Consider the following 21,976-nt stretch of genomic DNA (forward strand, 5'->3'; position numbering starts at 1 on the left):
TAACTATTTCGTTCAAAAAAATTTAGTGCTGAATGAAAATAGTTTAAAGGGTCTGGGTTATATTAATGATGTATATGTCAAGAGTACTGAGTCGGATAGTATATCTTTAGTAAGTAAACGTTGTAAAAAAGCAAGTTGCTATCTTTTTGATAAGTATCACATAGAATAATAGCAATTATTAAATTCAGTATGAAAATAGTAAAACGAGTTCTTAAATTTATCGCCATACTTATTGGGATCTTACTAATCTCTTCAGTCATTGTTATACTCGTAGATCAACAAAGTACCAGTTATTTAAAAACTAAAAACAATAAATTTGCTAATAACACCTATCTAATTACCAATGCAAATATTATCCCAATGAATCAAGACACTATTTTAGTTAACAAAATGGTATTCATAAAAGAGGGTTTAATTCAAAATATATCGGATAATATTGAAATGAAGGGTGTTGAAATTATTGATGCAAAAAACAAATACTTAACCCCTGGTCTTATAGATATGCATGTTCATGTATGGGATAGATATGAACTTGGCTTATATCTATCCAATGGTATTACATCTGTTCGTAATTTATGGGGTATGCCCATGCATTTAAGACTTAAAGAAGATATAGAAAATGATAAAATTATCGCTCCCATGTTTTTTACAAGTGATCCTAAACTGACGGGTCCAGAATTTATTGGAGATGATAATTTACACCTAACAAGCCCCCTTGAAGCCAAAGAAAAAGTGATTTCATATAAAAAAAGAGGCTACGATTTTATTAAAACCTATTATGCAGAACGCGCAAAAGGTGGCGTTGGTTTAATTATTTCTGGTGGTATTGCACCTAATGTACAAGGTTGGACAGGCCCTTTTTCCGCAAGAATGAGTACAAAAAAACACGCAAGAAACCATAAGGTAATTACAGATGCAGTGCATAAAGAAGGTGGTAAAATATGCATGCAAATTTTACACGCAGGACGATACGGATATCATCCGCTTGCGGTTGCACCTTCGGCCATAAAATCACCAATTAGCCCCTTTAAACCATTTAAACTAAAACAATCAGGTATCAAACGTACCATTCGTGATTTTGTAAATTCTGCTAAACTAGCAAAATTAGCGGGCTATGATGGTATAGAAATTATGGGTTCTGAAGGGTATTTGATTAATCAATTTATTTCAGAAAGAACAAATACGCGCACTGATAATTATGGCGGAAGCTATGAGAATCGAATGCGTTTACCTATTGCATTAGTAAAGCAAACTCGTGAAGCAGTTGGAACCGAGTTTATCATCATCTATCGTTTATCCATGTTAGATTTAGTAGAAAAAGGAAGTACTTGGCAAGAAGTAGTTGCCTTAGGTAAAGAAATTGAAAAATCTGGTGCCACTATCATAAACACAGGAATTGGTTGGCACGAAGCACGAATACCAACCATCGCAACGTCAGTACCAAGAGCTGCATTTACTTGGGTAACTAAAAAAATGAAAGAAGAACTTTCGATTCCGTTAGTAACTTCAAATAGAATAAATATGCCAGAAACAGCTAAAAAAGTATTGGCAGAAGGTCATGCAGACATGATTTCAATGGCACGTCCGTTTTTAGCAGATTCAGAATGGGTAAATAAAGCAGAAGCAAATAGATCGGACGAAATAAACACATGTATTGGCTGTAATCAAGCGTGTTTAGATCACGTCTTTGAACAGAAAGTAGCAAGTTGCTTAGTAAACCCAAGAGCATGTCATGAAACGGAACTAAATTATCTTCCAACAAAAATAAAGAAAAGAATTGCTGTTATAGGCGCAGGACCTGCAGGATTAGCTGCGGCAACCATCGCAGCACAACGAGGACATGACGTTACCCTTTTTGATTCCGAAAAGGAAACAGGAGGACAATTTAATATGGCGAAGCAAATTCCGGGGAAAGAAGAATTTTATGAAACGATACGTTATTTTAATAAACAAATAGAATTACATCAAGTCACTGTAAAATTAAATACGCGAGTCACTAGTGAAGATTTAAAAAGTGGTAATTTTGATGAAGTTATATTAGCGACAGGAATCAAACCAAGAACCTTAAAAATTGAAGGTATTGATCACCCTAAAGTATTAGACTATATTGATGTTTTAAAATTCAAAAAACCGGTTGGTAGACGTGTTGCAATTATTGGAGCAGGCGGAATAGGTTTCGATGTTTCAGAATATTTAGCACATGAAGGTGAAAGTACCTCATTAAACATTGACGCTTGGTTAAAAGAATGGGGAATTGATAAAACAATGAGCGCTAGAAGTGGAATTGAATGTGTAACCGCAGAAGTTAATCCATCACCAAGAGAGATCTTCATGTTTAAACGCAGCGAAGGTAAATTTGGTGGTAACTTAGGTAAAACTACGGGTTGGATTCATCGTTCTACATTGAAAAAGAAAAAAGTCCAGTTTATCAACAGCGTTCAGTATACAAAAATTGATGATATTGGCTTGCATTATATTCAAAATAAAGAGCAAAAAGTGTTAGAGGTAGATAACATTATTATTTGCGCAGGTCAGTTGCCACTTAAAGAATTACTAGAGCCATTAGAAGCAGAGGGCATAAAAGTTCATGTCGTTGGTGGTGCAGATGTTGCTGCTGAATTAGATGCAAAACTAGCTATTAATCAAGCCTGTAGATTAGCTGCTACCATTTAATATTTGGTAATTAAAACAAAGACTCCATGATTATTATAATAGCGCCCGTAGATGACCTCCCAAAAGAAATTGACCTACTCAAACAGCTATTTGAAGCAGGTTTAGAGCATTTTCATTTGAGAAAACCTCATAAAAACTATAAAGCACATTGTGAGTATTTAAATCAAATAGATGAACAGTATCACAATAAAATAGTCGTTCATTATCATCATGAATTAATAAACGAATTCAAATTAAAAGGGATTCATTTTCAAGAACAAAATAGAATAGATCATATAGATAATCCTGGTCAATATTTTAAAGGTCTTGATATGTTCGGCAAAACAATAAGCTCTTCATTTCATAAACCTAAAGATTTGGAGGGTTGTTATTTTGAGTTTGATTATCATTTGCTAAGTCCTGTCTTTTCATCTATTTCAAAAAAAGGCGAAGAAGGTCGTGGTTTTGATGTATCTCATATTGATAAAACTATTGTAGGCATGGGTGGAGTTACAGCAGATAATTTAAAAGCCTTTGATACCTTGGGCTATAAAGGCGTTGGTGTTTTAGGAGGTGTTTGGCATAGTGATACACCTGTAGAGGTTTTTAAATTAATGATTGCTCATTTTAAATAAAGAGATCATAGATAAACAACAAACAGTCGCGCTGTACATGTTGCTACATTATATTAATAATACCCTTGAATACGTTCCAGAGGTTGACTTGATCTGACAATTCGCATCCTAAAGATAACAACCACTATGTAGAGCAGTAATAAAACATGATTACATCTAAGCTGCATGACGTAACTTAAGGAAATTCTCCAAAAGAGCACTTGTAAAATATTCAAAAAACATGTTCATCTGGCCCTGAATTGGTACAATTACGGATGAAGAATATTTCAGAAGAAAAAGACATTAAAAATAGCTGCACAAGGTCGAGAAATCACATCTCATTTTCAAACCCGATTAATCACTAATGGGCACTATAAATAAGCGTAAGAAGTTAAAGAAGATGGTGTCTATTTAGATAAAACTGACGTCTGCCCTACTGTAGTTAGATACTAGTTATAAACTTGGCAAATGATTGGTGGTACAGCAACTACCATTCAGAATTATGAAAAATAGCCAAACCATCCACACGATGTTTTCAATTGTGAACAGTGTGTTCAATATCCCATAAAGACAGGTCTTTTAAACACTATTGAGAACCTAGAGTTATTAAACGATTTGCGTCGCAACCTTGGATAGCTTTCTAAAGTTTTGATATCTCAATGAACACAAGAGTTTGCCCAAACAAAAACAGCATCTAAAACTACTTTAGATGCTGTTTTAAATAGTATCCGAAAGACTATTTTATTTAAGCGATTTCATATCAATTACAAACCTGTATTTAACATCATTACTAGTAACACGCTCGTAAGCTGTATTTATATCTTGCATATCTATAAGCTCAATATCACTAGTAATATTATGTTCTCCACAAAAATCTAACATCTCCTGTGTTTCTTTAATACCACCAATTAGAGAACCAGCAATGCGCTTGCGTCCCATAATGACACTTCCTCCGTGAAATGGCTTCAAAGGCTCTACTGCGCCAACTAAAACCATTGTTGCATCAATCTTAAGCAATCCTAAATAGGGATCCATTTCATGACCTACAGGAATAGTGTTTAAGATAAAATCAAAACTACCTTGGTGTTTTTTCATATCGTCCTGATCCTTTGATACTAAAACTTCATGAGCACCTAATCGTTTTGCATCTTTTCCTTTTTCTGGTGATGTTGTTATCATGACCACATGTGCCCCTAAAGCATTCGCAAATTTAACACCCATATGGCCTAAACCTCCTAAACCTATCACACCTACTTTATCTCCTTTTTTCACTTTCCAGTGACTTAGTGGAGACCAAGTCGTAACTCCTGCACATAATAAAGGTGCTGTTGCTGCTTCGTCTAAGTTTTCTGGGATGCTTAGTACAAATTTTTCATCTACAACTACTGCTGTTGAATAACCTCCATACGTTTGTGTGCCTTCCATATGTTTATTTGGACTGTTATACGTAAATGTGGCTCGTTTTTCACAAAATTGCTCCAAGTCTTGTTCGCAAGAAGAACAGGTTTGGCAAGAGTCTACCATACAACCTACGCCTACTAAATCTCCTACTTTATAAGTATTTACACCATTACCAACTTCAACAACACGACCAATAATTTCGTGTCCAGGTACTACTGGATACGTTGATCCTTTCCAGTCATTTCTTACGGTATGTATATCACTGTGACACACACCACAATAGGTAATATCTATTTTTACATCGTCCGCTCCTACGGCTCTTCTTTGTATATCTAAAGGTTTTAAAGCCTCTGTTGATGCTGTTGCACCATATGCTTTTATTGTTGTACTTGCCATTATTATGCGTTTTTTAAAGTTACTATTAATTCAATTTCTGTTTGTAATAATTTAGATATAGGACATACTTCTTTAGCTTTCTGTGCTATTTGCTGAAATTGTTCTGCATCAATATTAGGTACATCTCCTTCTAAATTTAAGCTAATTTTGACAATAGCTCCATCTTCAAAAGTAACCGTAGCATCTACATCTAAAGTTGTTGCTGTGAAATCAGCTTCGTTTAATAAGAAGCTTAATTGCATGGCAAAACAACCGGCATGAGCTGCACCAATTAATTCCTCAGGATTGGTTCCTTTCTCTTCATCTTCAAACCTTGTGTGAAATGAATATTGTGTCTTGTTAAGAACCTTACTTCCAGTAGTTAAGTTTCCTTGTCCCTCTTTTCCACTGCCTTTCCATTCAGCGTTTGCTTTTCTTGTAAATTTCATAAACTATTTATTTTAATATTAAATTATTTATTTAGAGGCTTTTGGATAATCTGTATACCCTTTTGCTCCTGTTGTGTAAAACGTATCTCCATCCCATTCTGATAAATCTAAGTTATTTTCCAAACGTTCTACTAAATCTGGATTAGAGATATACAGCTTACCGTAAGCTACTAAATCTGCATGACCTTCTTCAATTATTTTATTTCCTTTGTGTTGATTAAAAGCAGTGTTGATCATTAATGTTCCATTGTATAAAGGTCGGAAATGCTTGGCAACTTCTGTCACAGCATAAGGTATTTCTGAAACATCTGTAAAGGGTTCAGAAAGATGTACGTATGCTAAATTATAATCATTTAGTTTTTTAATGATGTATTCAAACGTTGGGATGGTATCTTTATCCATAGTCATACCAAATAAACCGTGTAATGAAGGATTAAAACGTGCGCCAATTTTTTCCTGCGGAATAACTTCTTTAATGGCGTCTAGAACTTCAAAAAAGAAACGGGCTTTGTTTTCAATACTTCCGCCATAATTATCTGTTCTTTTATTAGACGTTCCATTAAAGAACTGATGAAATAAATAGCCATTAGAGGAGTGTATTTCTACGCCATCAAAACCTGCTTTTACTGAATTTGCAGCTGCATTTCTAAAATCTCTAACCGTAGTTTTGATATCTTCAATGGTCATTTCCCTAGGCGTAACAGTATCTTTAAACCCTTCTGGAGTATATGATTTATCGTTTGGATTGATAGCCGAAGCTGAAAGCGGTAATGCTCCATTATGAAAATCAGGATGAGACATCCGTCCTACATGCCATAATTGAATAAAGATTTTTCCTCCTTTATCATGTACGCGCTTAGTTACGTTTTTCCAACCTTCTAATTGCTCATCTGAATAAATACCCGGAGTATTAATGTAACCTACAGCATCAGTAGATACTTGCGAACCTTCTGTAATAATTAAACCCGCTGATGCACGTTGCTCGTAATACAAGCCTTGTAAACCATAAGTTGGCACATGACCTTCATTATTTGCTCTACTGCGCGTCATAGGCGCCATAACGACTCTGTTATTTAGGTTAATATTTTTGTTATATGTTGTTAATAAATATTGCTTACTCATGTTCTATTTTATAAAATATTAATAAACAAATTTACAGAACTGCCGCACCAATTATCGTTGACCTATATCAATTAATATATATTTAACGTATGGCTAGGTCTATTTCTGTTTTCTAGACAGTTCTCTTTGTTTAATCGTGAAAGTTTAATGCCGTTACACTATATTTTTATGGTTGATTATTCATTTCTTATTAAAAGATATTTACGAATCTCATGGCCTCGCTATCGCAGAAGAGATACTCGTGAGTTTAGAATCTAGTTTAGTAGTTATCCTAACTAACTTTTCAATTTTATTAACATCTTAAAAGGACTTTTGTTAAAAAAATAAAGAACGAAATCATAAGCTTTAGGTTTTTACCTAAATCAATTTCAAAATAGAATAAGATATGTTTTAAATAGTGCCTTTAATCATAAAAGTGATTGGCTATGAATCTAAATAAGATTTCGAATACCTTTATTTCTATACTTCTATAAAAACACAATAGACCTGTTTTATTTTATAGAAATCCAAATATTATCGCTGAAGCACTAATTAATGCGATAAAATACATGTATTTCATATAATTTAACATTTTATTAACACTTTTAAAGACAAAGTGTTCTCACCTTGCTCACATAACCTACCTAAAATTGAAACAACTTTCAATGAATAGGGAAACACGAATATCAATTATATTAAACACAATCTCATGATGTCCCAAACAAAATTCTTATCACGTATTTCTTTAATTTTTCTATTCTTCTTAGGCGTTAATAGCGCTTTTTCACAAATAGATCTTGGATCTATTGAAAATTTCAGTATTTATACATCTATAGGCGCGGTATCAAACACAGCGACTACAAATATTACGGGCGACATTGGTTCAGATGATGGTGCCATAACTGGTTTTGGAGGACTTTCAATTGTAAATGGTAATATTCATAACACGAATAGTATTACTGCCCAAGCAGACTTGGATTTAAATGCTGCTGTTGTTCAAATAAATAATACAACAACAACAGCTGTTCATATTCCCGTTTTTGGTAATGGAGAAACGCTATATCCGGGGGTTTATTCTCAAGCAGCTGCGGCATCTTTAGATGGGACTCTAACCTTAGATGCACAAGGAAATCCTAATGCACAATTTATCTTTAAAATAGGAGGCGCATTTTCAACCGCAGCAGGAGCGACAGTCGTTTTAATTAATTGCGCTTCACCGTCAAATATATTTTGGCTTTCTGGCGGCGCAATCTCTATGGCAGCTTCAACAACCATAAGTGGTAATTTAATTAGTAACCCTGGAGCAGTTGGTATAGGTTCAGGAGGTAATATAGATGGAAGAATGCTCTCTACCACTGGCGCCATTTCTATTTATGGCTCCATAATGAACAATGGCATTCCAAGAGTAGACACAATTATGCAGCCAACATGCGCAGCAGCAGCGGGAAGTTTTCAAATTACGGACTACGACGCCAACAATACATACGTCTTCACTCCAAGCGTGTTAAGTATTTCAGGAACAGGAATGGTCACTGCAGCTCCAAACACCTATACATTTACAGTCACAACAACTGCAGGTGGTTGTAGTTTTACTGCCACTTCAATAAACGTGGTCATTAACACAGGACCACTCACAAATTATTGGACAGGGGAAATTAGTTCAGATTGGAATAATGCAGGAAACTGGACCTGTGGCATCCCTACTAATTTAAATAATTATATAAATATTATTCCTTTAGTAACAACAATATATCCTGTAATTGGCACTCAGCCTGACAATAGTGGTATTGTTGCAAATCTTGAAATTCCAAGTGGTGCTTCATTAACCATAAATAACAACAACTTACGAATTACAACTATTTTAACCCTAAACGGTAAAATTCAGTTAAAAGGAGAATCCCAATTATTACAAGATACTGGAAGTGTTTTTGATGCGGCGAGTACTGGCACTATAAAAATTGACCAACAAGGAACAGAAAATAGCTATAGGTACAATTATTGGAGTTCACCGGTCAACTCAAGAGAAACAGCATTTACCATTGGAGAAGTTTTAAGAGATGGTACAGACCCAAATAATAGTATGAATATTGATTTTGGAACTAATTATACTTATGCTGACGGGACAACAAGTTCACCAATTAAACTAAGCGCCTATTGGATGTATAAATTAGCAGATTCTGGCTTAGGCTATAGCGCATGGGCGAGTGTAGGAAATACCTCAGAAATAAAAATAGGACAAGGATACACTATGAAAGGTTCTAATACCAATGCCGTAGAACAAAATTACACCTTTGTTGGCAAACCAAATAATGGAATTATTGAATTACCGGTAAGTGCTAATAATGATTATTTGCTTGGAAATCCATATCCATCGGCTATAGATGCTGATAAATTTATTGAAGACAATGGGGCATCTTCAGGTACCGCTTCAATGACTGGCACTCTTTATTTTTGGGAACATTACGGTGGTGACGCCCATACTTTGGCTGATTACCAGGCAGGTTACGGAACCTATTCTAGAGGTGGTGGTGTTTCAGCTTCTTCTAACCCACCTGTTGCAGGCGTTAGCTCTTTAGGACTATCTGTAAAGGGAGCTCCAAAACAATATATTCCTGTAGGTCAAGCATTTTTTGTGGTAGGTGATGCAGATGGCGGACAAATTCAATTTAACAATAGTCAGCGTGTTTTCGCAAGGGAATCTTCTGGGAATTCTGTTTTCATGAGAACCAATACATCAGAAGCCACAACTAACAATGACCTTAGACCAAAATTCAGAATTGGTTTTGATGCACCTAACATAAGTCACCGGCAAGTTTTACTTACTCTTGATGGCAACACATCTGATGCTGTAGACTGGGGTTATGATGCAGAAATGTACGAAGTTTTTGATGATGACATGTATTGGATTCTTAACGATAAAAAATATGTAATTCAAGCAACTAATAACTTTGGTATTGATAAAGAAATCCCATTAGGAATTAGAACATTAGAAGGCGGACTCATAAGTATTAAAGTTGATGAGTTGGAAAATGCTGAAGACTACACTAACCTCTATATTAAAGACAATTTAACAGGTGAAACACATGATATTACAAACCAAGAATTTTCAATTAATCTAGAGGCTGGTGAGTATCAAGATCGTTTTTTACTTGTATTTCAACCAAGTCTAAATATTATAGAAGAAGAGACTTCATTAGACAGAATTCAAATTTATATGAATAATTCAATTTCTAAATTACAATTAAATGGAATTGTAGATACAGAAATACTGAATGTTAATTTGTTCAACTATTTAGGACAACAAGTAAAAACTTGGAGTATAAATCCAGATAAGCACTCCGTTTCGTTACCAATTGAATTAGCTTCAGGAGTTTATATTGTGATCGTTGAGACTACAACAGGAAAAGAAAATAAGAAAATAATCATAAACTAAATAATAACGCATCATAAATAACTAATACACATTTTTATAAAAAAGAGGCTTCTAAATTGAAGCCTCTTTTTTTAATTCGACATTCTATGTACCGAGAGCTTTCAAATAATCCTGCTATTCATTAAAGGTTTTATTAAATTATTCTAATCGCACATACAGTGTGCTTTCCTAATTCGCCAGCGCATAATAAAAACACACTCGCTCTCACTCCTTTAATATCGACATTAGATGAGAGATTGATGAATTGTCTGCTTAAATAATAATTTCAATAAACACAAGTATATATACGAATCCTAACACCCAAAAACCATGATAATCAAAACAAAATTCTTATGTCCTATTTTTTTAATCGCTCTGTTCTACTTCTTCTTCGGAACTAATACTGCTATTTCTCAAATTAATCTTAGATCCATTGAAAATTTTAGTATTTACACATCCAATGGAGCTATATCTAATGAAAATACCTCAAACATTACACGTGATATTGGTACAGATGCAGGTGCCGTAACTGGTTTTGGATCTCCTTCGGTAATAAATGGAAGTATTCAAATTGCTAATAGTATGACTATTCAAGCAAACTTAGACTTAGTTGATACTTGTGTTCAAATAAATAATACCACAACTACAGAGAGTCATATTCCAGTTTTTGGTAATGGAGAGACACTCACTCCAGGAGTTTATTCTCAAGGAGGTGCAGCCTCTATTGTAGGGACTCTCATTTTAGATGCACAAGGTATTTCTAATGCCCAATTTATCTTTAAAATAGGAGGCGCATTTTCAACCGCAGCAGGTGCTACAGTAGTTTTGATTAATTGCGCCTCACCAGCAAGTATATTTTGGCTGTCTGGTGGCGCAATTTCCATGGCTACTTCAACGACTATGAGTGGAAACCTCATAAGTAATCCTGGAGCAGTTAGTATGGCTGAAGGTGGCACATTAGTAGGTAGAATGCTTTCTACCACTGGCGCTATTTCTATTGATCAAAACGAAACCATAAATACTATTCCAATAATAGGCACCATTACCCAACCAACATGCACAACTACGACGGGAAGTTTCCAAATTATAAACTATGATGCCAACAATACCTATAGTTTCACACCAAGTGTCGTCAGTATTTCAGGAACCGGGTTGGTAACCGCATATCCAAATACATATACCTTTACATCTTCAAATTCAAGTAGTTGTGTTACTTCAGTAGTCATTACATCAAGAATCATAAATTATTGGACAGGAGAAAGTAGTTCTGATTGGAATAATGCAGGAAACTGGACCTGCGGTATTCCTAGTCATTCAAATGATTACATTAATATTATTCCTTTAGTAACAACGACATACCCTATAATTGGAGCTCAGCCTGACAATAGCGGTATAGTTACAAATCTTGAAATTCCAAGTGGCGCCTCATTAACCATAAACGATAATAGTTTACGTGTTACAACTAATTTAAAACTAAACGGTAAAATCGACTTGGAAGGAAATTCCCAATTATTACAAGATACTGGAAGTGTTTTTAATGTGGCAAGTAGTGGGGCTATAGAAATAGATCAGCAGGGCTCGGGAAATAGCTTTAGGTACAACTACTGGAGCTCGCCGGTTAATTCAAGGGGTACTGCATTTACCATTGGAGAAGTTTTAAGAGGTGGTACAGATACAAATAATATGATAGAAATCGATTTTGGCTCTAATTATACTTATGCTGACGGAACAACAAGTTTACCAATTAAACTAAGCACCTATTGGATGTATAAATTAGAAGATTCCGGTTTGGGGTATAGCGCCTGGGCAAATGTAGGTAATACCTCAGAAGTAAAAGCAGGCCAAGGATATACCATGAAAGGTTCTAACACCAGTTCTGTAGAACAAAACTATACATTTATTGGCAAACCAAATAATGGCATTATTGAATTAACGGTAGACTCCAATAATGATTATTTGCTTGGAAATCCATATCCGTCTGCTATAGATGCTAATAAATTTATTGAAGATAATGGAACATTTCCAGGAACATCTTCAATAACTGGTACTCTTTATTTTTGGGAACATTATGGTGGTGACAGCCATAATTTAGCAGAATATCAAGCAGGTTATGGAACCTATTCTAGAGGTGAAGGCGTTTCAGCTTCCTCGAGTCCACCTGTTGCAGGTGTAAGCACCGCAGGATCATCAGTAAAAGGACCGCCAAAACAATATATCCCTGTAGGTCAGGCCTTTTTTGTCGTGGGTGATACAAATGGTGGGCAAATTCAATTCAACAATAGTCAGCGTGTTTTTGCAAAGGAATTTTCTGGAAATTCTGTTTTCATGAGAACCGATAATTCAGAGGCAACAACTAACAATAACCTAAACAATGATCTTAGACCAAAATTCAGAATTGGCTTTGATGCGCCTAAAATAAGTCATCGTGAAGTTTTGCTTACCCTTGATGATAACACAACCGATGCCGTAGACTGGGGATATGATGCAGAAATGTACGAAGTTTTTGATGATGACATGTATTGGGTTCTTGACGATAAAAAATATGTGATTCAAGCAACTAATAACTTTGGTATTGATAAAGAAATTCCATTAGGTATTCAAACATTAGAAGGTGGACTTGTAAGTATTAAGGTTGACGGATTAGAAAACGCAGAAGACTACACTAGTCTCTATATTAAAGACAATGTAACAGGTGAAACACATGATATTACAAACCAAAATTTTTCAATTAATCTAGACGCAGGTGTCTATCAAAATAGATTTTTTCTAGTGTTTCAGCCAAATCTAAATATTATAGAAGAGGAAACTTTATTAGATGGCATTCAGATTTATATGAATAATTCAATTTCCGAATTACAATTGAATAGAATTGTAGGTACAAAAATACTGAATGTTAGTTTGTTCAACTATCTAGGACAAGAAGTAAAAGCATGGAGTATCGATACGGATGAGCAGTCCATGTCGATTCCAATTCAATTATCTTCAGGGAGTTATATCGTGATCGTTGAAACTACCACTGGAAAAGTAAACAAGAAAATAATTATTAATTAAATGATATTTGGCTAATTCTATAAGTATCAAATACACATTTTTATAAAAAAGAGGCCTCAAAATTGAAGCCTCTTTTTTAAATTCGGTCTGCTATATAACCAAAAGTTTAAACTAATACAATTATGAAGCAGAGGTTTTATCACTAAAGCTAACAATTCCAATACAGTTGACAGCAAGCCAATACGCATAATAGCGCTTCCAATGATATATAAACCCTTATAAATTATTGGACAAAATTGTCATACTAATTAATAGAACGATGACTAATCCTACTAAAAATATAATCCAGCGTAAAGGTTTTATGCTAAAGTATTAAAGGTATAATTACCTGACTTATAAAACACACCATTTTGGTATTATAATTAATGAGTATGCAAATGCTTAGTGCTTTTTAATTAAAGTATTTATATCTTGCCGTTCATATATTTATTTAAAGTTTCGAAAGACAAAGTCCCCTTTTAGATTAGAATAAAAAGACATGATTATACCTAAGCTACATTATATATCCCAAGGAAATTCTCCAAAAGAACACCTAGAAAACATCCAGAAAGCATGTTCATCTGGTGCAGAGTTGGTGCAATTACGGTTAAAAATTAGTTCAGAAAAAAAAATATTAAAGTTCGCCAAAGAAGCTAGAGAAATCACATCTCATTTTCAAACCCGGTTAATTATTAACGATCATTATAAAATAGCTAAAGAAGTCAAAGCAGATGGTGTGCATTTAGGACCATCAGACGTCTGCCCTACTATTGCTAGAAAGTATTTATATACTTGGCAAATGATTGGTGGAACAGCAAATACATTAGAGAATTGTGAAAAGTTATTAGATAAAGAAATTGACTATATTAGTTTAGGGCCTTTTCGAGAAACAACTACGAACGACAATTTAAGTCCGGTTTTAGGTTTAAAAGGTTATACTGCAATTACAGATGTCTTAAAAACTCCAATACCAATTATTGGTGTTGGCGGTATTACCACAGCAGATGTTGAAGCCATATTAGATACTGGCATTTCAGGGATTGCTGTATCTGGAGAAATTACACGTGATTTTAATATTGTCAGAACATTTAACCAATTACTTAACGCATCTTTAATAGAAGAAAAACGTCATACATTTGAATAGACTATCCAGTATTAAGAAAGTTTACAGTAAACATTTCCAATTAAATACTATTTGGAAAACACAATTGCGATCAAAGAAAACTTTCACAATTGTTTTACATCATACCACCCCTATTTAGGGGTAAATTGATATAATTCAGGACCTCTTAAAGTTTCGCTTTTATGTCATTAATTAGATATTTATAAATATCATTCTTCGATGTTTCACTGGTATGTTAACTGTATACTATCCTTTATAATAATTATAATTATAGGTTCATATAAAGCTGAAATTTTGTTTCAGTAGCATCAAAAATTATTCTACCGTTTATTACTAAGATTTCATTGTTTTACATGAATTCGCTTTATCTCATAATTATAATAATACCCTGACATAAAGCACATCATAGTTTTTATTAAGAATCTCTAGTAGTTCTCATCGTACCAATTACCTCATTCGCTAAAAAGATCTACCAGACTATTTTTTTCACGTTCAATGCTGCTTTTAATTAAATTAACTAATGAGGTTTCTCAAAGCTAGCTAGTTATGATACTCCTAATTTACTAGTGTAAATCCATTTGAAAATAATTTCATGATATTAATCATCTATTTCATATATAAAATATTGTATATTTGCTAACCATATGGTTAAACCATCTAGTTTAATATGAAAACAAATAAAGACGAAAATACAGAAGAACAAATACTTAACGCCGCAAAAAACGTGTTTCAAGTCAAGGGAATGGATGGCGCTAGAATGCAAGAAATAGCTGATAAAGCAGGTATTAACAAAGCCATGTTGCACTATTATTACAGAAGTAAACAATTACTCTTTGAGGCCGTTTTTAAAACTGCTTTTTCCCTATTAGCACCTCAATTAAATACTATTTTAAATGATGACTCTTCTATTGAAGACAAAATAAGAAATTTTACCTCAAACTATATAACGTTCATTAGCAAGCATCCATATTTACCAAATTTCATCATTCAAGAACTAAATAGAAATCCAGACTTCATTTTAAAGATGAAAAACAATTTAGGGTTTCCTAATTTAGAAAAATTCAAGAAACAAGTCAAAACTGAAGTTGAAAAAGGCATACTAAAACCAATTAGTGCAGAACAATTATTCATCAATATTCTAGCACTTAATATTTTTCCTTTTGTGGCCAGACCATTAATAATGGCATTTACAAATACAAATGATAAAGCTTATAAGCAACTAATTGAAAATCGTAAAACGGAAGTTGCTGACTTTATTATTAATTCTATAAAGAATACATAAAATGAAACAATTAATAATCGTTCTAATCCTCTTAAGTGTTCTGCCCAGTGTTGCTCAACAAACCATTACGCTCGAGGAATGTTATACTTTAGTGACTCAAAATTATCCTTTAGTAAAACAATCAAAACTATTCGATATGCAAAATGAATTGGAATCAGATGTCATTTCCACTTCAAGATTACCGCAATTCAATTTAGACGCACAAGCAATCTATCAATCTGATGTGGTAGAAGTGCCAATTCCAGATTCGAGTATAGAATCATTAAATAATGATCAATATCGGGCAACAATTTCTGTAAATCAGTTAATTTATAATGGTGGAGTAACAGATGCTTCTTTAAATTTAAAATCTGCTCAACTTAAAACAAAACAGAAACAAATTGAAGTCAGTTTATATCAATTAAAACAACAAATAAACCAACTCTATTTCTCTGTTTTATTAGCTCAAGAATCTAAGTTATTATTAAACGCTAAAAACACTCAACTACAAGCAAAACTTAAAGAAGTGCAATCTGGTGTCAAATATGGTATTATTTTACCGTCTTCAGATAAAATTTTAGAAGCTGAATTATTAAAAATAAGTCAACAGTTCCAAGAATTAGAAAGTAATAAAACAATGCTTATTGAAACACTTTCAAGTTTAATAAGTCTGCCATTATATACATCAACGCTATTTCAAAGTCCTCTTCTAGAAACCCAAATCAAAAATGAATTAAACAGACCAGAATTAGAGTTGTTTCAACTTAAAAAAGAAGAAATCGAAAATTCAGAAAGTGTATTATCTAAACAAAACACACCTAAATTACTTGGGTTTGCAACTGGTGGTTATGGTAATCCAGGACTGAATATGCTAGACAACTCGTTTCAAACATTTTATACTGTAGGTTTCAAGTTGAATTGGAATATTTTTGATTGGAAATCAAATAAAAAACAACGCGAATCATTACTAATCAATAAAGATATTATAGATAACGAAACCGAAATTTTTAAACTGAACACTAACATTGAATTGAATCAGCAACAAAAAGAAATCACTAAAATTGAAGCTTTTATCATTTCCGATTTATCGATAATAAATCTTAGAAAAGAGGTACTTAAATCAGCAGACTCACAACTTAAAAATGGAGTTATTACCTCTTCGGCATACATCACGGAACTCACCAATTTATACGAAGATGAAAATACATTGGTAAAACATAAAATTCAATTACAACTCGCAAAAGCAAATTACAATGTCATTAAAGGACTATAAAAATAGACATATGAAAAACTACAAATATATTTTAGGACTAAGCATTGTTACTTTAAGCTTATTTTCTTGTAATAATTCTAACAGTAAAGCTGATGGTTATGGAAATTTTGAAGCCACAGAAATTACTATTTCCGCCGAAAACAATGGGAAACTAATGCAGTTTGATGTTAACGAAGGAAATGTGCTTCAAAAAGACCAATTCATAGGTTATATTGATACTATTCAGCTGGCTTTAAAGCGTGATCAATTACAAGTATCTAAAGCTGTAATTAGCTCAAAATCTAAAGGTGTTTTATCGCAAATTAATGTATTGAATGCAAAATTAAATACAGCAAACACTAACAAAAATCGAGCTCAAAATCTCATTAAAGATAATGCAGGCACACAAAAACAACTGGATGATGTTCTAGGAGAAATAGACGTTATTAAGAACCAAATTAGAAGTGTTGAAATCCAAAATGAACCTGTGGTAAATGAACTAAAAAGTATTGATGTGCAATCGCAACAAATTAAAGATTTAATTCAAAAAAGCAAAATTATAAATCCACTAAACGGAACGGTTTTGACCAAATATACTGAACCAAACGAGATTACATCCTTTGGAAAACCTCTTTATAAAATTGCCGATTTGAGTACGATGCAACTACGTGTTTATATAAGCGAAACACAATTGGCAACTATTAAAATAGGGCAAGAAGTTACTATAAAAATTGATGATGTGGATACTATGAAATCTTATAAAGGAATAATTAGTTGGATTGCTTCGGAAGCTGAATTCACGCCAAAAATAATTCAAACTAAAGAAGAACGAGTTGCCTTAGTTTATGCAGTTAAAATAGATGTTACCAATGACGGAAGTCTAAAAATAGGAATGCCTGCAGAATTATGGATAAACAAATCAGATGCTAATAATTAATAATAAATAAACCATGAAACAAGTAATTTTCGCAATAAGCCTTTTGGCTTTAGTAAACTGCAAAGACACTAAACAACAAGAAGCTAAAATAGAAACTGTTGAGCAACCCGTTGAACTTATAAACGAAGGTCACAACGAGTATACCTCAAACGTATATGCTAATGTTTGGATCAAGGATATTGAGTTGGATAATAGTCGTAAATGGCCAGCCAATACAGAAACCAAGGAAGGTGTACAAAACATGCAAAATATAATCAAAACACAAACAGCTAAGACATTGGATGACTACTATAAATTAGCTGAACGACTGAATAATGACAAAAACTATGTCATAAAAAATTGCACTATGAAAGGTGCTTCACACGATAATTTACATATTTGGCTCTTGCCATTAATGGATAAAATTGAAGCGCTTTCTCAAGCTAAAACCCTGAAAGAAGCGTTAAAATTAAAATATAGTATAGAGGGAAACCTTAATGCATACAATGATTATTTTGAATAAATGGGCATTACTATTTCAAACATATCAAAATCCTATAAAAAAGTAAAGGCTTTACAGCATATTTCTTTTGACGTAAAGCCAGGTGAACTCTTCGGATTAATCGGTCCAGATGGTGCTGGTAAAACGACTTTATTTAGGATATTAACTACACTTCTAATTGCAAATGAAGGTTTAGCAACTGTGGCCGGTTTTGATGTGGTTGCAGATTATAAAAGTATAAGAAAGAATGTTGGGTATATGCCAGGGAAATTCTCACTCTATCAAGACTTAACGGTTAAAGAAAACTTGACTTTTTTCGCAACTATTTTTGGAACCACTATTGAGGAAAACTACGATTTAATAAAAGAAATTTACGTTCAGATTGAACCCTTTAAAAATCGTAGAGCGGGAAAATTATCTGGCGGAATGAAGCAGAAGTTAGCATTGTGTTGTGCTTTAATACACAAACCAGAAGTATTATTTTTAGATGAACCTACGACCGGAGTGGATCCTGTTTCTAGAAAAGAATTTTGGGAAATGTTAAAGCGTCTGCAGCAAAAAGGCATTACTATTTTGGTGTCTACACCTTATATGGATGAAGCCGCTTTATGTGATAGAATCGCACTCATACAAGATGGGAAGATTTTAGAAATTGACACACCTCAAGCTATTGTAAAACATTACTCAAAACCTATTTATAATGTTCGTGCACATAATATGTATCAACTAATCAATAGCTTAAAAGAGTATCAATACAATCATAGTGTTTATCCATTTGGTGAGTATGTGCATTATACCGATAAGAGAACGAGTTTTAATCCAGAAGAATTAAAGATGTATTTAGAATCGGAAAATTTAACCAACATAGAAATTAAAATAACAGTAGCTACTATTGAAGATACCTTTATGGAATTAGCAAAATCATGAATAATAATAAAGTCATACAAGTAAAAAGCTTAACTAAAATGTTTGGAGATTTTACAGCTGTAGACGCCATTACTTTCGACATTGAAAAAGGAGAAATATTTGGATTCCTAGGAGCTAATGGTGCAGGAAAAACAACAGCTATGAAAATGCTTATAGGCATCTCTAAACCTACTTCTGGCGAAGCAAAGGTAGCAGGTTTTGATGTTTATAAACAAACGGAGGACATTAAGAAAAACATTGGTTATATGAGTCAAAAGTTTGCTTTGTATGACGATTTAACGGTTAAAGAAAATATTACATTTTTTGGTGGTATTTATGGTTTATCAAGAAAGAAAATCAAAGAAAAGTCGGAGGCCTTGATTGAAGAATTAGGACTAGAGAAAGTGGCCAACCAATTAGTGGGGGCCTTACCATTAGGATGGAAACAAAAATTATCCTTTTCGGTGTCTTTAATACACGATCCCAAAATTGTGTTTTTAGATGAGCCAACAGGAGGCGTTGACCCGATTACGAGGCGTCAGTTTTGGGAAATGATTTACAAAGCCGCCCATCAAGGCACTACCGTTTTTGTAACGACACACTATATGGACGAGGCCGAATATTGTGATCGCGTTTCTATTATGGTTAATGGAAAAATAGAAGCTTTAGATACACCTAAGAAGCTTAAAGAGCAGTTCAAGGCAGCAAATATGAACGATGTGTTTTTAAAACTAGCAAGAGGATGAAACGTTTTATAGGCTTCATAAAAAAAGAATTCTACCATATCTTTAGAGATAAGCGTTCGTTGTTTATTCTCTTCGGAATGCCAATTGCTCAAATTTTGTTGTTTGGTTTCGCTATTACCAATGAAATTAATAATGTGGATATCGCCATCTTGGATCATTCAAAAGATGCAACCACAAAAGAAATCATAAATAAAATAGCTGCTTCAAAATATTTTAGCATCAAACAAATGATAACTCGTGAAGCAGGCATTGCTTCGGTGTTTCAAAAAGGACAGGTAAAAGCCGTTTTGAATTTTGAAAAAGATTTCAGTAAAAACCTAATTAAAGACCATAAAGCAACCGTTCAAATAATTACAGACGCCACAGATCCAAATACTGCAAATACAATAACTAACTATGTAAATGCTATCCTTCAGCAGTATCAAAAAGAATTGAACAAAGACATCACTATTGCTTATCAAATAGTTCCTGAAACACGCATGGTTTACAATCCAGAATTAAAGAGCGTATATATGTTTGTTCCTGGTGTTATGACCATTATTTTGATGTTGGTTTCTGCAATGATGACGTCCATTTCCATTACCAGAGAAAAGGAATTGGGGACTATGGAAATCCTCTTGGTGTCGCCATTAAAACCGTTTCAGGTGATTATAGGAAAAGTGCTACCATATATTTTTCTTTCAATAATCAACGCTTTAGTCATCGTTATGTTGAGCATTTTTATATTTAATATGCCAGTTCAAGGCAGCTTATTTTTATTAGGATTGGAAAGTGTGCTATTTATTATTTCGGCTTTGGCTTTAGGCATATTAATCTCAACCATTTCGTCAACACAACAAACTGCTATGATGATTTCTTTAATGGGATTGATGCTTCCCGTAATTTTATTATCTGGCTTTATTTTTCCTATTTCAAGTATGCCTTTACCTCTTCAAATAATTAGTAACATCATTCCGGCAAAATGGTTTATCATCATTCTAAAAGGCATTATGCTGAAAGGTGTAGGATTACAGTATATATGGAAAGAAACCTTAATTCTATTAGGAATGACGGTGTTTTTTATTGCATTAAGTGTGAAGAAATATAAAATTAGACTGGAATAATGAAAACAATCTTATACATCATACAAAAAGAATTCAAGCAAATTTTTAGAAATAAAGGGATGCTTCCTATAATTTTTGTTTTGCCATTATTGCAGCTCGTTATTTTATCTAACGCAGCCACTTTTGAGGTAAAGAACATCAAGTTTGGATATATCGATAACGACCATACATCAACATCTAGAGCTTTAGTAGAAAAATTCAATGCCTCTACTTATTTTGATATGTTAACTGATTTTCAATCTAAAGCATTAGCAAGTTCAGCAATGCTGCAAGGCGAAGTAGATGTCGTTTTAGAAATACCACTATATTTTGAGCGTGATTTACAAAAAGAAAAATACAACGATTTAGGTGTTACCATTAATGCTATTGATGGTGCAGCAGCTGGTGTTGAAAATGTATATGTAACGCAGATTATTCAACATTTTAATCAACATTTAAAAGTTGATTTATTACAAGTTTCAGACAAACAAATACAGCCAATAAACATCGATACCATTCCACTGTTTTGGTATAACGAAACCTTAAATTATAAAACATTTATGGTACCTGGTATTTTGGTGTTATTAGTGACAATGATTACGCTATTTCTTTCAGGAATGAACATCGTGCGCGAAAAAGAAATTGGCACCTTGGAGCAAATCAATGTCACACCAATAAAGAAAAGTCAATTTATTATTGGAAAACTCTTTCCGTTTTGGGTCGTTGGAATGGCATTACTTACGATTGGATTGATATTGGCAAAACTTATTTTTGATGTTCCAATGCTTGGAAATTTATTGCTACTATATGCATACACCTCTATCTATATACTAGTAATACTTGGTATGGGTTTATTTATTTCGAATTTTACCGATACGCAACAGCAAGCTATGTTTATTGCATGGTTTTTTGTGGTAATTTTTATACTAATGAGTGGTTTATTCACCCCAATCGAGAGTATGCCAAAATGGGCGCAGATGCTTACCGAATTTAACCCTATTAAATATTTTGTTGAGATTATACGCATGGTGATGCTTAAAGGTTCAGGATTTAAAGATATTTTACCACTTGCCCTAAAAACATTAGCCTATGCTATTGTAATGAATGGTTTGGCCGTTTGGAGTTATAAAAAGACATCTTAAATAAAAATGACA

16 protein-coding genes are annotated in these 21,976 nt (G+C 33.4%); 13 read left to right on the forward strand and 3 right to left on the reverse strand.

Annotation, left to right across the window (positions count from 1 at the left end; all coding sequences use genetic code 11):
- Window positions 1-189 precede the first annotated feature (189 nt).
- The gene (locus H593_RS18360) at window positions 190-2,673 is read left to right on the forward strand and encodes an oxidoreductase (protein ID WP_169338342.1); all 2,484 of its coding nucleotides are present in this window, start codon (window positions 190-192) and stop codon (window positions 2,671-2,673) included.
- Between the two features lie 26 nt (window positions 2,674-2,699).
- Window positions 2,700-3,287, forward strand: coding sequence for a thiamine phosphate synthase (locus tag H593_RS0102175; protein WP_028870908.1), 588 nt, complete (start codon window positions 2,700-2,702; stop codon window positions 3,285-3,287).
- 720 nt (window positions 3,288-4,007) lie between these two features.
- Here H593_RS0102175 and H593_RS0102180 read toward each other — a convergent pair.
- Genes H593_RS0102180 through H593_RS0102190 form a run of 3 tightly spaced genes read right to left on the reverse strand, consistent with a single transcriptional unit; the run spans window position 4,008 to window position 6,613 of the window.
- Window positions 4,008-5,063: an NAD(P)-dependent alcohol dehydrogenase gene (locus H593_RS0102180; RefSeq protein ID WP_028870909.1), complete on the reverse strand. Its 1,056-nt coding sequence runs from the start codon at window positions 5,061-5,063 to the stop codon at window positions 4,008-4,010.
- A 2-nt stretch (window positions 5,064-5,065) separates the two neighbouring features.
- A complete protein-coding gene (locus H593_RS0102185; protein WP_028870910.1) occupies window positions 5,066-5,491 on the reverse strand; it encodes an OsmC family protein in 426 nt (141 codons plus the stop codon).
- A gap of 27 nt (window positions 5,492-5,518) precedes the next feature.
- The gene (locus tag H593_RS0102190; protein WP_028870911.1) at window positions 5,519-6,613 is read right to left on the reverse strand and encodes an alkene reductase; all 1,095 of its coding nucleotides are present in this window, start codon (window positions 6,611-6,613) and stop codon (window positions 5,519-5,521) included.
- Between the two features lie 688 nt (window positions 6,614-7,301).
- On the opposite strand from H593_RS0102190, the gene H593_RS19825 reads away from it, so the two are divergent.
- From H593_RS19825 to H593_RS0102245, 11 genes are all read left to right on the forward strand, one after another.
- A complete protein-coding gene (locus H593_RS19825; protein ID WP_084142246.1) occupies window positions 7,302-10,025 on the forward strand; it encodes an ice-binding family protein in 2,724 nt (907 codons plus the stop codon).
- Window positions 10,026-10,334: 309 nt separating this feature from the next.
- Window positions 10,335-13,055 (forward strand): ice-binding family protein, encoded by a 2,721-nt coding sequence (locus H593_RS19830; RefSeq protein WP_028870913.1) that lies wholly within the window; start codon window positions 10,335-10,337, stop codon window positions 13,053-13,055.
- A gap of 478 nt (window positions 13,056-13,533) precedes the next feature.
- Complete coding sequence (gene thiE, locus H593_RS0102205) at window positions 13,534-14,178, forward strand: thiamine phosphate synthase (RefSeq protein WP_037051275.1); 645 nt, start codon at window positions 13,534-13,536, stop codon at window positions 14,176-14,178.
- Between the two features lie 646 nt (window positions 14,179-14,824).
- Window positions 14,825-15,439, forward strand: a complete 615-nt coding sequence (locus H593_RS0102210; RefSeq protein ID WP_028870915.1) for a TetR/AcrR family transcriptional regulator — start codon at window positions 14,825-14,827, stop codon at window positions 15,437-15,439.
- Between the two features lies 1 nt (window position 15,440).
- Window positions 15,441-16,691: a TolC family protein gene (locus H593_RS0102215; protein WP_028870916.1), complete on the forward strand. Its 1,251-nt coding sequence runs from the start codon at window positions 15,441-15,443 to the stop codon at window positions 16,689-16,691.
- A 10-nt stretch (window positions 16,692-16,701) separates the two neighbouring features.
- Entirely contained in the window at window positions 16,702-17,607 is a 906-nt protein-coding gene (locus H593_RS0102220; RefSeq protein ID WP_037051330.1) for an HlyD family secretion protein, read from the forward strand.
- A gap of 13 nt (window positions 17,608-17,620) precedes the next feature.
- Window positions 17,621-18,109, forward strand: coding sequence for a hypothetical protein (locus H593_RS0102225; RefSeq protein ID WP_028870918.1), 489 nt, complete (start codon window positions 17,621-17,623; stop codon window positions 18,107-18,109).
- Entirely contained in the window at window positions 18,110-19,015 is a 906-nt protein-coding gene (locus H593_RS0102230; RefSeq protein WP_028870919.1) for an ABC transporter ATP-binding protein, read from the forward strand.
- Entirely contained in the window at window positions 19,012-19,740 is a 729-nt protein-coding gene (locus H593_RS0102235) for an ABC transporter ATP-binding protein (protein ID WP_028870920.1), read from the forward strand. Before H593_RS0102230 ends, H593_RS0102235 begins: the two co-directional genes overlap by 4 nt.
- Window positions 19,737-20,843 carry an ABC transporter permease gene (locus H593_RS0102240; RefSeq protein ID WP_028870921.1) on the forward strand — a complete coding sequence of 369 codons (1,107 nt, stop codon included), beginning with the start codon at window positions 19,737-19,739 and terminating at the stop codon, window positions 20,841-20,843. The genes H593_RS0102235 and H593_RS0102240 overlap by 4 nt, the downstream gene beginning before the upstream one ends.
- The gene (locus tag H593_RS0102245; RefSeq protein ID WP_028870922.1) at window positions 20,843-21,964 is read left to right on the forward strand and encodes an ABC transporter permease; all 1,122 of its coding nucleotides are present in this window, start codon (window positions 20,843-20,845) and stop codon (window positions 21,962-21,964) included. Before H593_RS0102240 ends, H593_RS0102245 begins: the two co-directional genes overlap by 1 nt.
- Window positions 21,965-21,976 lie beyond the last annotated feature (12 nt).

Source organism: Psychroserpens burtonensis DSM 12212, assembly GCF_000425305.1.
Classification (GTDB): Bacteria; Bacteroidota; Bacteroidia; order Flavobacteriales; family Flavobacteriaceae; genus Psychroserpens; species Psychroserpens burtonensis.